12 protein-coding genes are annotated in these 11945 nt (G+C 64.3%); 7 read left to right on the forward strand and 5 right to left on the reverse strand.

Annotated features, from left to right (window positions below; genetic code table 11):
• Window positions 1–204: 204 nt before the first annotated feature.
• The 5 genes from manD to AC1DV8_RS17970 all read left to right on the forward strand — a co-directional run bounded on the left by manD (window position 205) and on the right by AC1DV8_RS17970 (window position 5075).
• Window positions 205–1419 carry a D-mannonate dehydratase ManD gene (gene manD, locus AC1DV8_RS17950; RefSeq protein WP_477158375.1) on the forward strand — a complete coding sequence of 405 codons (1215 nt, stop codon included), beginning with the start codon at window positions 205–207 and terminating at the stop codon, window positions 1417–1419.
• A 10-nt stretch (window positions 1420–1429) separates the two neighbouring features.
• Window positions 1430–2587: a mandelate racemase/muconate lactonizing enzyme family protein gene (locus AC1DV8_RS17955; protein WP_477158376.1), complete on the forward strand. Its 1158-nt coding sequence runs from the start codon at window positions 1430–1432 to the stop codon at window positions 2585–2587.
• Between the two features lie 30 nt (window positions 2588–2617).
• Complete coding sequence (locus AC1DV8_RS17960; RefSeq protein WP_326868961.1) at window positions 2618–3388, forward strand: ribonuclease activity regulator RraA; 771 nt, start codon at window positions 2618–2620, stop codon at window positions 3386–3388.
• 67 nt (window positions 3389–3455) lie between these two features.
• Complete coding sequence (locus tag AC1DV8_RS17965; protein ID WP_477158377.1) at window positions 3456–4109, forward strand: hypothetical protein; 654 nt, start codon at window positions 3456–3458, stop codon at window positions 4107–4109.
• A gap of 66 nt (window positions 4110–4175) precedes the next feature.
• The gene (locus tag AC1DV8_RS17970; protein ID WP_477158378.1) at window positions 4176–5075 is read left to right on the forward strand and encodes an HNH endonuclease; all 900 of its coding nucleotides are present in this window, start codon (window positions 4176–4178) and stop codon (window positions 5073–5075) included.
• 200 nt (window positions 5076–5275) lie between these two features.
• Here the strand turns inward: AC1DV8_RS17970 and AC1DV8_RS17975 are convergent, their stop codons facing one another.
• The 4 genes from AC1DV8_RS17975 to AC1DV8_RS17990 all read right to left on the reverse strand — a co-directional run bounded on the left by AC1DV8_RS17975 (window position 5276) and on the right by AC1DV8_RS17990 (window position 9565).
• Complete coding sequence (locus AC1DV8_RS17975; protein WP_477158379.1) at window positions 5276–6325, reverse strand: mannonate dehydratase; 1050 nt, start codon at window positions 6323–6325, stop codon at window positions 5276–5278.
• A gap of 41 nt (window positions 6326–6366) precedes the next feature.
• Window positions 6367–7248, reverse strand: a complete 882-nt coding sequence (locus AC1DV8_RS17980) for a carbohydrate ABC transporter permease (protein ID WP_477158380.1) — start codon at window positions 7246–7248, stop codon at window positions 6367–6369.
• On the reverse strand, window positions 7245–8165 hold the full coding sequence (locus AC1DV8_RS17985; protein ID WP_477158381.1) for a carbohydrate ABC transporter permease: 921 nt from the start codon (window positions 8163–8165) through the stop codon (window positions 7245–7247). The genes AC1DV8_RS17980 and AC1DV8_RS17985 overlap by 4 nt, the downstream gene beginning before the upstream one ends.
• A gap of 74 nt (window positions 8166–8239) precedes the next feature.
• Window positions 8240–9565 carry an ABC transporter substrate-binding protein gene (locus AC1DV8_RS17990; RefSeq protein WP_477158382.1) on the reverse strand — a complete coding sequence of 442 codons (1326 nt, stop codon included), beginning with the start codon at window positions 9563–9565 and terminating at the stop codon, window positions 8240–8242.
• A gap of 258 nt (window positions 9566–9823) precedes the next feature.
• Here AC1DV8_RS17990 and AC1DV8_RS17995 point away from each other — a divergent pair, with 258 nt between their 5' ends.
• On the forward strand, window positions 9824–10474 hold the full coding sequence (locus AC1DV8_RS17995; RefSeq protein ID WP_477158383.1) for a GntR family transcriptional regulator: 651 nt from the start codon (window positions 9824–9826) through the stop codon (window positions 10472–10474).
• A gap of 19 nt (window positions 10475–10493) precedes the next feature.
• Here AC1DV8_RS17995 and AC1DV8_RS18000 read toward each other — a convergent pair whose 3' ends face one another.
• Window positions 10494–10943 (reverse strand): hypothetical protein, encoded by a 450-nt coding sequence (locus AC1DV8_RS18000; RefSeq protein ID WP_477158384.1) that lies wholly within the window; start codon window positions 10941–10943, stop codon window positions 10494–10496.
• 197 nt (window positions 10944–11140) lie between these two features.
• Between AC1DV8_RS18000 and AC1DV8_RS18005 the strand changes: the two genes are divergently transcribed.
• Window positions 11141–11944 (forward strand): ATP-binding cassette domain-containing protein, encoded by an 804-nt coding sequence (locus AC1DV8_RS18005; RefSeq protein ID WP_477158385.1) that lies wholly within the window; start codon window positions 11141–11143, stop codon window positions 11942–11944.
• Window position 11945: the final 1 nt, after the last annotated feature.

Consider the following 11945-nt stretch of genomic DNA (forward strand, 5'->3'; position numbering starts at 1 on the left):
GGCCCCCTCCCATCCTCCCCAATGAAGGGGGAGGTGCCCCGCCGGTGCGTGCTGCACGATCGAGCCACAGCCTCGACTCTTCACCTCCCCCTTCATGGGGGAGGCCGGGAGGGAGCCGTCTCTCTCCGCCAACCGCCTGAACATCGCCGACCCCGCCGACTACCCGCTTCCATTGCCGGAAGCTCCAGCCAGCATGGACGCCCCATGAAAATCAAAGAGATCAAGGTCATCGTCTGCTCGCCCGGACGGAACTTCACCACGGTGAAGATCATCACCGACGAGGGCGTCTACGGCATCGGCGACGGCACGGTGAACGGCCGCGAGCTGTCGGTGGCGAGCTATCTCGAGGATCACGTTGCGCCGGCGCTGATCGGCATGGATCCGCTCAGGACCGAGGACATTTGGCAGTATCTCTACAAGGGCGCCTACTGGCGTCGCGGCCCTATCACCATGGCGGCGATCTCGGCCATCGACATGGCGCTGTGGGACATCAAGGCGAAGGTCGCGGGCCTGCCGCTCTACCAGTTGCTCGGCGGCCGGTCGCGCGACAAGGTGATGGTCTACCGGCACGCCTCCGGCCTCGAAATCTCCGAGGTGGTCGAGGGTGTGTTGGCCATCAAGGAGACAGGCGTCGAGGCGATCCGCGCCCAGGTGGCGATCCCCGGCCTGCCGCCGATCTACGGCACCGGCGATTCCACCGACACGGCGGCGCTTAAGGGCCGTGGCGCGATCGTACCGCACGAGGAAGTCTGGGCGACACACAAGTACCTGCCGCTGGTGCCAAAGCTGTTCGAGAAGGTCCGCGACGCGGTCGGCTGGGACGTGCACCTGCTGCACGACGTGCACCACCGGCTGACGCCGATCGAAGCGGCCCGGCTCGGCAAGGACCTCGAGCCCTACCGACTGTTCTGGCTGGAGGACGCAATCCCCGCCGAGCTGCAGGAAGGCTTCCGCATCATCCGCCAGCACACCACGCAGCCGCTGGCCGTGGGTGAGGTGTTCAACTCGATCTACGACACCCACACGCTGATCACCGAGCAGCTGATCGACTATGCCCGGGTGACCTCGACCCATGCGGGCGGCGTCACCGGCATCAAGAAGATCTTCGACCTCGCGGCGATCTACCATGTGAAGTCGGCCTGCCACGGGCCGCAGGACGTGTCGCCGATCGCGATGGGCTGCAACATCCATGTCGATATCGCGATCCCGAACTTCGGCATCCAGGAGTTCGCCAGCTACACCGCTGAGATGTTCGATGTGTTCAAGTGCGCATGGTCGTATGACCGCGGCTACCTGCAGCCGGGCGAGGTGCCGGGCCACGGCGTCGATTTCGACGAAGGTCTCGCTGCCAAATACCCCTACAAGCAGGCTTACCTGCCGATCGCCCGTCTCGAAGACGGCGCCATGACCAGCTGGTGAGGAGACCAGAGTGAAGATCACCGCCATCAAGCCGTTCCCGGTCTGGGTCGGCCATCGCAACCAGCTGATCGTCAAGATCGAGACCGATGCCGGCATTTTCGGCTGGGGCGAAAGCGGGCTGAGCGGCCGCGAGAAAGCGGTGGTCGGCGCGCTCGAGCACTATGCGCAGTTCCTCGTCGGCCGCGACCCGATGCAGATCGGCGCGTTGTGGCAGGAAATGTACCGCAGCCAGTACTTTGAAGGCGGACGTGTGCTGACCGCGGCGCAGTCGGCGCTCGACATCGCGCTCCATGACATCAAGGGCAAGGCGCTCGGCGTGCCGGTGTACGAACTGCTCGGCGGCAAGCACCGCAACGTCATCCCGACCTTCGCGTCGACCGGCTCGATCACCGGCGACGAGACCATCGAGGATGCGAGAAAGCTGATGGAGCGCGGCTGGTCGACCATCCGCTTCTTCCCGGCGGAGTGGAACGACGCGCAGGGCATTTTCGAGCCGCGGGAATCGATCGGCAAGACCGCGAAGTTCCTGGTGAAAGCGCGCGAGGCGCTGGGTGAGGACGTGGTGCTCGGCATCGACTACCACCACCGCCTTTCCGTGGCTGAGACCGCCAGCTTCTGCCAGAAAATGCCGTCGGGCACGCTCGATTTCCTCGAGGAGCCGATCCGCGACGAGACGCCGGAAGCCTACGAGAACCTGCGCAAGCTCACCGACGTGCCCTTCGCCATCGGCGAGGAGTTCTCGTCCAAGTGGCAGTTCCTGCCCTACATCGAGCGCGGCATCCACCAGTACAACCGGCTGGACCTCTGCAATGTCGGCGGCTTCACCGAGGCGATGAAGGTGGCCGGCTGGAGCGAGGCGCACTATGTCGACCTGATGCCGCACAACCCGCTGGGGCCGATCTGCACTGCGGCGACCATCCATTTCTCGGCGGCAACGCCCAACTTCTTCGCGCTCGAAGTGCGCGCCAACGCCACCGACCTTTATGCCGGGACGCCCACCGCGGACCTGTTCCCGGTGATGCCAATGCTCGATGGCGCAGTGTTCCACGTGCCGGATGCGCCGGGGCTCGGCATCGAAATCAACGAAGCACTACTCGACAAGGACAGCTTCAAGTTCTGGGAAGCCCCCCACCTGAAGCGCCGCGACGGTTCAGTCACCAACTGGTAGACCCACATCTCATTTCTGGAGGAGACATACATGGTCCACATCATGCAAAGCCCGATCCCGGCGTTCAAGCGTCCGAGCAAGGACGTCATCGCCGCGCTGAAGGATATCGGCACCGCCACGGTCGCCGGCTCGCTCGGCCATTCCGGCTTCCGCAACCCGCACATGGTCGGCCCGGTCAGCCAGTATAAGGGCAAGTCGATCGTCGGCACGGCGCTGACGCTGCAGTTCATGCCGCAGCGCCCGGACCTGTTCAGCGAGGGCGAGTATTCGGATCCCGAAAAGCAGCTGCACCGCCACGTGCTCTACGAAGTCGAGGAGAACGACGTGGTCGTGGTCGATGCGCGCGGCGACCTGAGCTCGGGCGTGTTCGGCGACATGATGTCGACCTACTTCAAGGGCCGCAAAGGCGCCGGCATCGTCATCGACGGCGTGATGCGCGACAAGCCGAACGTCGACAAGCTCGATCTCGCCATCTGGATGCGCGGCTGGACCCCGAACTACCACGTCCAGGTCTCGATCTGGCCGTCCGCGGTGAATGTGCCGATCTCCTGCGGCGGCGTCATGGTCATCCCGGGCGACATCATCATGGCCGATGACGACGGCGTCGTCGTGCTGCCCCAGTCGATGGCCGAAAAGGTCATCGAGGATTCCAAGAAGCACGCCGAGTGGGAAGTGTTCAGCCGCGAGAAGCTGACGGCGGGGGAATCGCTCCGCCGCTACTACCCGCTGCACCCCGACGCCGAGGAAGAGTACCAGGCGTGGCGCAAGGCCAAGGGCCTGCCGCCGAGCCCGAGCCACTGAGGCAGCGGACTCCACTGAATGAGAAGGGCGCCACAGTGGCGCCCTTTGCGCTTGCGGGAGGATGCGCATGAAGAGCGACACGACCAAGGGCCTGCGCCAGTTTCTTACCCCGGAGCAGCAGAGCGACTGGCTGGACGGCAAGGCGGACTTGCCTGACGCCGAGGAGCGCCCGGAGTCGCTGGAGTTGCGGTTCAAGTACCTCCCACGGTTCGAGAAGCTCCTTCGTCGCCCGCAGGCACCGGACGTCCTCGAGATTCTGCGCCGCTACGGCGCGAGCTGCCTCCCCATCCCGCGCCAGACCGAGCGCTATTACTGGTCGGTGTCCTGCCTGCCGTCGACCTCCGACAAGCCGCTGGTGCGGGTCAACGCGAGCTGGATGGAGCTGTTCACTCTCTACGCGGACGGTGAGGGCGTGCGCTCGAGGTTCATCCTGCATCTCTCGGATTTCACCACGGACAACTCGCTCGATGAGGCGCGCGTCGACGAGAGCTTCCTCGAGCAGAGCGTCGCGACACCCGAGGACGTCGGCTATTTCTTCCCGCGCGGCCAGGACATTTTCGGCGTCACCGTGCGGAGCTCCGCCTCGATCCGCAAATTCCTGTCGAACCCCACCGCGTTGCGGGCCATTCGACGATTCAACCTGACCCACATGAACCGGGGACGGAACGCCTATCAGGCGAGCCACAGCTACAGCGTGGCTGACCGCATGCTGGGAGGGTAAAGCCCCAGGGACTTCAAAGGCATAGACGGGCGGCGTGGCACCAGGCATGGTCGCGTCGGGGGAACGATGGCATTTGGCGTCTTCATTCATCGGGCGGACTCGATCTACGAGGACAGCCCAGCGCAACGGTATCAGTTTCCGAGCCAGTACTTTTCGCGCGTCTCCAAATGCGTCGGCGAATGGATCGTCTACTACGAGCCAACCAAGGTGCCATTTTCACGCGGGTATTTCGCGGTCGCCAAGGTGGGTGAGATCGTTCCTGACCCCAGCACCCAGGGCATGTTTCTGGCCTTGATCGTCCCCGATAGCTACCTTGAGTTTGCCGACCCGGTGCCCTTCATCGGAGCTGATCGGCTTCCCGTCGAAACCGGACTGCTCAACGAGGTTGGACGCATCTCCGGTCGTGCTCAAGCGGCTGTGCGTTCCCTGTCGGTCGCTGACTTCGGAAAGATTGTGTCCCGGGGACTCGCCGAGGTCGACGCTGTCCTCCCGCGCGTGGACGTCGTTCGAAATGAGTTCGACGAGGACGTCCAAATGCCGTTTGTCCACGAGGAGGAACGCCAGCGGTTACCGCTGCTCACCTCGCGCATCGTGCGAGACCGAGTTTTCCGTCGGGTCGTGCTCCGCGCCTACGGCGAACGTTGCGGTGTGACCGGGTTGAAACTGATCAATGGCGGGGGGCGGGCCGAGGTCGCGGCTGCCCACATTCGACCGGTTGAGGCGAGTGGCCCCGACATCATCAATAACGGGATTGCGCTGTCTGGCACCGCGCATTGGATGTTTGACCGTGGGCTGATCACCTTTACCGACGACCTGAAGATCGTTGTCTCGCGTCACGTCAACGACAGGGATGGCGTGGAGGGATTGATCAACAAGACCGGTCGGCTGATGGGGCCGCTTGTCGCGCGGGACAGACCTCATCCGGCATTTCTGGAATGGCATCGCGAGAACACCTTCAAACAATGAACGCGCGGCGGGCGGGCTCGCGCTGCCATTTCGCGCTCGATGCCGAGCAACCACTCGGGTGCGAAGCTCCCTCCGCACGGGAGCCCGGGTCGGTCGCACCCCCTCCGAGCTGCGCTAGGTCGCTATGCTCCCAAGCTCCACTTGCCTCCCCCATCAAGGGGAGGTGGCGACCGGGTGGACCGCCCCCCTGACGGTTGTCGTCACGCCTTGCCCAAGAACTCCGCCATCCGGATCAGCCCCTGCATGTAGCCGATGGCGTGTGAGCGGCCGCGGTGGTTCCAGTCGCTGTCGCCGTCCATCTTGGGGACGTGGTCGTCGAGCAGGAAGCCGTCAAAACCGTTCTTGGCGAGCAGCACGATGACTTCGGCCGGGTCGAAATTGCCGTCGCCGATGAAGCACTCGACGAAGTTCGGCACCGAGCCCTTCACGTCGCGGAAGTGGATGTAGGAGATGCGGCCCTTGGGCGCGAAGTACTCGATCATCTCGTTGACGTTGGCCTTGCCGCCTTCCATTTCCGAGCAGCAGCCGAGGCAGAGGTCGAGCGACCAGGCTTCGGAGCGGCCGACGAGGTCGTAGGCCTTCTTGAAGTTCTCGGGCTTGTAGAAGAGGCGCGCCACGCCGCCCAGCATCGGCACCGGCGGATCATCCGGGTGCAGCGCGAGCTTCAGGCCTTCCTCCTCGGCGACCGGCAGCACGGCCTTCATGAAGTACTCGTAGTTGCTCCACATCTGCTCTTCGGTGATCAGCGGGCCATCCTTGCCGAACAGTGGCATCGAGGAGGCGCGGCCGAGCGTGGTCGGCATGAACGAGCGGAGCAGCTCGAGATTGTCGATATTGGCTTCGACCACGGCCATGTCGAACTGTCGGGCCACGGCGCCGCCGCGGGTCGCGGCGTCACGCTTGGTGGTCCACACCGAGTTGGGCATGAAGTGGAGGCCGAGCACCGGAATGCCAGCGCGGGCGACGGCACGGATGGTCGCCTGGTAGTTCTCGATCTGCTCGTCGCGGCCGTCGAGGCCCATCATCGCCTTGTGGTAGAAGTGCGTCGGAACGTTCTCGATCGCCTCGAACTTAAGGCCGGCGGCTTCGACCTGGTCGACCAGCGCCCGCACATCCTTCTCTTCCCAGCGGCTGTCGCCAGGGAGCGTAGGGTTGTTCATCTGCAACCCGGTGGCGCCGATCTGCGCCGCGAAGCGGAGCCTCTCCTCGCTCAGTTCGTGGAACTGGCCTACCGCAACCCTGATACCCATCGTCGTATGTTCCTGTTGGCTTGAGATGTCTCGCCGGGTGTTCAGCCCTTGACCGATCCCTCGGTCATGCCCGCCACCATGAAGCGCTGGGCGACGAAATAGAGGATCATCAGCGGCACCGACGAGATCACCGCGCCGGCCATCAAAGGCCCCCACGGCAACACGTCGCTGGTGATGAGATAGTTGAGCGCCAGCGGCGCGGTGCGCTGGCTTTCGGAGGTGATGAGGACGAGTGCGAAGAGCAGTTCGTTCCACGCCCCGGTGAAGGTGAAGATGGCCACCGCCGCGATACCCGGCGCCGAGAGCGGCAGGACGATGCGGATCAGCGCGCCGAAGCGACTGAGCCCATCGATCATTCCCTGTTCCTCGAGCTCGCGCGGCACGCCGCGGAAATAGCCCTGCAGCAGCCAGGTGGAGAGCGGCAGCGAGAAGGTGAGATAGACCAGCACCAGCCCGACCAGCGAATTACCCAGGTGCAACTGCGCCATGACGATCGACAGCGGGATGAACAGCAGCGAACCGGGCGTCAGGTAGGCGAAGAGGATCAGCCGCCCGAACACGCCACGGAAGCGGTAGCGGAAGCGCACCATCGAGTAGGCGGCGAAGGACGAGATGGTCACCGAGATCAGCGTCACGATGGTCGAGACGATCAGGCTGTTGCGGATGGCGAGCAGGAACCCGCCGTCGGCGAGGAGCTTCGAGAAATTGTCGAGCGTGAAGGTCTTCGGCCACAGCGAGGGCACGCGGTAGATCTCGCGCGGCAGCTTCAGCGAGGTGATGATCATCCAGTAGATCGGGAACAGCACCAGCAGCACGGCGATGGCGAGGACGAGATAGCTGAGGCCGCGGCCGATCCACAGGCGGCGCAGTGCGGTGTTCGGGCTGGAGGCGGCGGGCGCCACGACGTCTGCGAGGGTGGTCACTCTTCCCTCCGCATCATCAGCGAGGTGGCGAAGAGGACGAGGATGGCGAGCACCGGCAGCATGTAAACCGACACCGCGGCGGCCTCACCGATGCGCTGCGTCTGCATGCCGAAATAGGCCAGCACTGGGAACACCATGGTAGCGTCGGACGGGCCGCCGGCCGTTAGCAGCCAGACGTGCTCGAAGCCGTTGGCGGTCCAGATCGAACTCAGCAGCGTCGTCACGATGATCACCGGCAGGATGCCGGGCAGGGTGACGTTCCAGAAGCGCTGCCAGACATTGGCGCCATCGACGATGGCCGCCTCGTAGAGCTCCTTGGGCACCGACTGCAGGGCGGCGAGCAGCGAGACGAACCAGAACGGGAAGCCGCGCCAGACCGAGGCGGTGATCACCGCGCCCATGGCGGTGGAGCGCGAGCCGAGCCAATCGACCACATGCGGGTAGAGGCCGGTCTGCGTGAGAATGAGATTAATGCCGCCGCCGATCGGCTGGTACAGCACGCGCCAGGTGAGGAAGGCGACGAAGGCCGGCATCGCCCAGGGCAGCATCAGGAACGAGCGGAAGATGCCGCGGCCGGGGAGTTTCTGGTGGACGAGCAGCGCGAGGCCGAGCCCGATGCAGAGCTTCAGTCCGTCCGATACCAGGACGATGACGATGGTGTTCCAGATGGCGCTCCAGAATGTCGCCGTGCCGGCGAGATACTGGAAGTTCTTGAAGCCGATGAAGTTACCGACGCTACCGATCACCTGGTCGGTGAACGACACCCAGATGGCAAAGAAGAACGGATAGGCGACGAGGCCGATGATCAACAGGACCACCGGGGCGACCAGCGCGTAGGCGAACAGCTTGATCCGGAAGCCGCCGCCGAAGCGGGGGCGGGAAGGGGGACCTGGCTCCTTATCGATCGCCGCTGTCATGCGTTCTCTGTCCTCGATGCGGAAGAAGCCCGCGGATGGCGCGAGGCCATCCGCGGCAGGGAGGAACTACGGGATCAGTATTTGTCGTAGATCGCCTGGGCCGAGGCTTGCGCCTCGTCCATCGCCTTGTCGAAGTCCCAGCCGTCGACGACCACGCGCTGCGCCATCTTCGGGATGACGAAGTTGGAGCCGACATCGACATAGGCGGCGTTGAGCACGTCCGGGTAAGCCGGCGCAGTGCCCGCCTTGGCGAGGCCGAGCAGGCCCGTCAGGATCGTGTTCTTGCCATCGAAGGCGGCGAGCTGTTCCTGGTTCTTCAGCACCGGGCCATAGATCGCCACGTTGAAGTAGGCGTTCATGAACTCCGGCGAAGACAGGTGCTCGAGCAGGGCCTTCGCCTCATCCTGGCTGGCGCTGCCCTTGGTGATGGCACGCGTCTGCGGGGTGATCGGCGAGACCTGGCCCTTCGGACCGGCCGGCAGCGGCGAAAAGGCGCTGGCTTCGAACAGCTCCGGATCGTCCTTCTTCGCGGCAATGCCGACCGAGCCGGTATTGGCGATGAAGGCGGCCTGGCCCGAGAGATAGGCCTGGTTGTCGCCGGCCCCGTCCCAGGTGGTGGCGCCGGGCGGGAACAGGCCCTTGTCCCAGGCGTCTTTCAGCCAGGTCAGGTAGGTCCGGGTTTCCTCGGACTTGATGGTGACTTTCTTGCCGGCGTCATCGGCGATACGTCCGCCATAGGACTGCAGCACGTTCACCTGCACGTTGGCATCGCCGACATTGGAGAGCGCGAGGCCGAGGCCGGAGACCGGCGGGGCGTTGACGGCAGTGGCCTGGGTGACCAGTTCTTCCCAGGTCTTGGGGGCTTCGGTGAACCCTGCCGGCTCTAGCAGGTCCTTGCGGCGGAGCAGCAGGTTGCCGTTGACGCCGAAGGGCAGGCCCGTGCGGCCACCGGCGATCGCTGTGGTGTCGGTGGCCCGATCCGGACCCTCGAACCAGCCCCCCTGGGCTTCGCCGACCTTCTTGTAGAGGTCGTCGATGGTGATAAACTGGTCCTGCCGCGACAGCAGCAGCAACAGGTCGAGGCCGACGTCGAGCGCGTCGGGCATGGTGTTGGAAGCGACCGCCGCCGACACTTTCTGCACCGTCTCGTTCTGGTTGATCATCACCACCTCGGTGGCAACGCCGTTGGCAGCGCCCCACGCCATGATGGTGTCGGTAAGCAGCTTGTTGGCGTCATCCGAGAAGATCAGCCCGCCCCAGTAGGTGAGCTTCTTGCCCTGCGCTATGGCGGGCATCGGAAAGCCGCTGGCAGCGGCCAGCGCGAGGCCGCTCGCGGCGGTCGTCAGCACGCGGCGGCGCGACCAGCCGGACGTCTTCTGGGTGTCGGTTTTGTTGGTCATGGGCTCTCCTCCAAGATGAGCTCGTTGCGGCTTGGCAATTGGAAAGAACAGTGCCGGACCGATCGCCCGGGCGATCGGTTTTCGGTGGGCGGCCCGCCTCCCTGCGGGATCCCGATTTGAGTGGAGCGGGAAGGGCCAAAACGGCCAGCCGCTCACAGTTTTCTCGCTGCGCTGGCTTTTAAATATATTTAATAGCGCTATTAAGAGCGTATTATGCGGTTCAAACCGCTGTCAACGTGCGCGGGATAGGAGAAAAGGATGAGGGGGGAGATCGAGAATGCCGGATACATGGCATTCTTCGACGCGCTGGTTGCGGGGCGGCTGAAGCTCGGCCAAACGTTGACGCAGGACGAGCTGTGCAAGGTGCTGGGGCTGTCGCTGTCGCCGATGCGCGAGACCACGACGCTGCTCGAGGCGGAGGGGCTGATCACCGTCCGCCGCAAGGTCGGGATCACGATCTTCTATCCGGACGTGAAATTCGTCGGGAACTGCTTCCAGTTCCGCGGCCTGCTCGAGCGCGAGGGGCTGCGCAAGTTCGCTCAGACGGTGACGCCGGAGTGGACCACGACGATGCGCAACGAGCATGTCGAGATCATCGACTTCGTTCGCCGGGTGAATGAGATCGAGCGCTACCGCATCCCGGTGAAGCTGCTGGAGCGGAAGTTCCACGACACCTTCGTTGCGGCTTTCGACAACGACCAGATCCGCGTCAATTATGCCCGGCTGACGCAGAAGATGTACCTGCTGCGGCTGCACAACCTGAACGCGGTCGGGCCGGCCAACACGGTGACCTCGATGGAGGAGCACTTGGTGATCATCGACGCGCTGAAGTCAGGGGATGTGGACGCTGCGTGTGACGGGTTGGACCGACATTTGCAGGGGGTATTGCACCGGGTGCTGACGACGTGAGGCCGAGACCTCTGCGCTCCTAGACTGCGTCGTCGACCGTTCGCCTGCTGCCGCTCCTGAGGTTGGCTTCGTGGTCGTGCAGCACCACAAGCACCGAGGTTATCAGTCCCGCGAACAGGCCGGCCAGGAGGCCGATCATCATGCTGTCCTGGGTGCCCATCACCTGGCCGATGCTGCTGGTGGCGAGACCGGCCGCAACGGCGGTAACGAAGGCGCCGACCCACACTGATAGCGGCGCGTTGCGTTCGCGATCGCTGAGGAAGAACTGCGGCAGCGATCGCCCCAGATAGCGGCGGATCAGGCTCTCGGCGGCCACGGCGACGAAGGCGGCGACGATGCCGACCGACGCCCGTCCGGCATCAGTATCGGCAAACATCGCACCGATCAGCGCGCCGACAAGCGTGCCGATGATTACCGTGACGATAATGTAGGCTGTTACTTCGTAGCGAGACTTCGATGGACTTGGCATTCCGCACTCCAGTCACTCGCGCTCCTCTCAAATACTAGCCTGAACTATGGCCTCGGACAATGGCGGGGCCGGCGCCTCTCATCCGCAAGTCGAATCTCGGTCCCCGTTGACAAGCACCGACACCGGCGCTTAGCTGTCCCTAATATGAAACGCTCGTTCCAATAGTGGAACACAGAGAAGCGTTGGGAGGAAGGCTCATGGGGAACGAGGCGCACTCGCCTGTCCTTGAGGCACGCAATATTTCGCGGCATTTCGGTGCGGTCGTGGCGCTCGCTGATGCATCGCTGCAGCTCTATCCGCGTGAAGTGGTGGGGCTGGTCGGCGACAACGGCGCCGGCAAGTCGACGCTACTGAAAATCCTCTCCGGCATCCTCACCCCGTCGGGTGGCGAGATCGTCATCGACGGCAGGCCGGTGGTGCTGAAGCGCGCCCAGGATGCCATGGATGCGGGGATCGAGACGGTCTACCAGGACCTCGCGCTGGTCGACACCATGTCAGCCTACCAGAACGTCTATCTCGGCCGCGAAGAACTCTCGAAGAACCCGCTGGCCCGGCTGTTCAACCTCGTCGACGACCGGCAGATGCGGGAGCGGGCCCGACAGGTGCTGGACTCGCTGAAGGTGAAGGTTCCCTCGATCAATGTCTCGGTGAAGGGCATGTCGGGCGGCCAGCGGCAGTGCCTCGCCATTGCCCGCGCGCTGCTCTGGGGGCGCCGCATCGTCATCCTCGACGAGCCGACCGCCGCGCTCGGTGTGCGCGAAACCGGGCAGGTGCTCGAGGTGATCCGGAGCCTGCGCGAGCAGGACGTCTCGGTGATCATCGTCAGCCACAACATGCAGCAGCTGATGAGCGTCGCCGACCGCATCACCGTAATGCGGCTCGGCCGCTCGATCGCCACCCGCACCGTCAAGGACACCGAGGTCAACGAGATCGTCGGCCTGATTACCGGCGCCATCCCGGGCGACTCGCCCGAGGCACGCGCCGCGCAAGTTGCGGCCTGAG

It is taken from the genome of Devosia sp. P3_B2, assembly GCF_056402875.1.

Bases quoted from the DNA above. Each gene is read 5' to 3' on its own strand.
- manD (WP_477158375.1), top strand. From the start codon at position 205: ATGAAAATCAAAGAGATCAAGGTCATCGTCTGCTCGCCCGGACGGAAC.
- AC1DV8_RS17960 (WP_326868961.1), top strand. From the start codon at position 2,618: ATGGTCCACATCATGCAAAGCCCGATCCCGGCGTTCAAGCGTCCGAGC.
- AC1DV8_RS17965 (WP_477158377.1), top strand. From the start codon at position 3,456: ATGAAGAGCGACACGACCAAGGGCCTGCGCCAGTTTCTTACCCCGGAG.
- AC1DV8_RS17970 (WP_477158378.1), top strand. From the start codon at position 4,176: ATGGCATTTGGCGTCTTCATTCATCGGGCGGACTCGATCTACGAGGAC.
- AC1DV8_RS17975 (WP_477158379.1), bottom strand. From the start codon at position 6,325: ATGGGTATCAGGGTTGCGGTAGGCCAGTTCCACGAACTGAGCGAGGAG.
- AC1DV8_RS17985 (WP_477158381.1), bottom strand. From the start codon at position 8,165: ATGACAGCGGCGATCGATAAGGAGCCAGGTCCCCCTTCCCGCCCCCGC.
- AC1DV8_RS17990 (WP_477158382.1), bottom strand. From the start codon at position 9,565: ATGACCAACAAAACCGACACCCAGAAGACGTCCGGCTGGTCGCGCCGC.
- AC1DV8_RS17995 (WP_477158383.1), top strand. From the start codon at position 9,824: ATGAGGGGGGAGATCGAGAATGCCGGATACATGGCATTCTTCGACGCG.
- AC1DV8_RS18000 (WP_477158384.1), bottom strand. From the start codon at position 10,943: ATGCCAAGTCCATCGAAGTCTCGCTACGAAGTAACAGCCTACATTATC.
- AC1DV8_RS18005 (WP_477158385.1), top strand. From the start codon at position 11,141: ATGGGGAACGAGGCGCACTCGCCTGTCCTTGAGGCACGCAATATTTCG.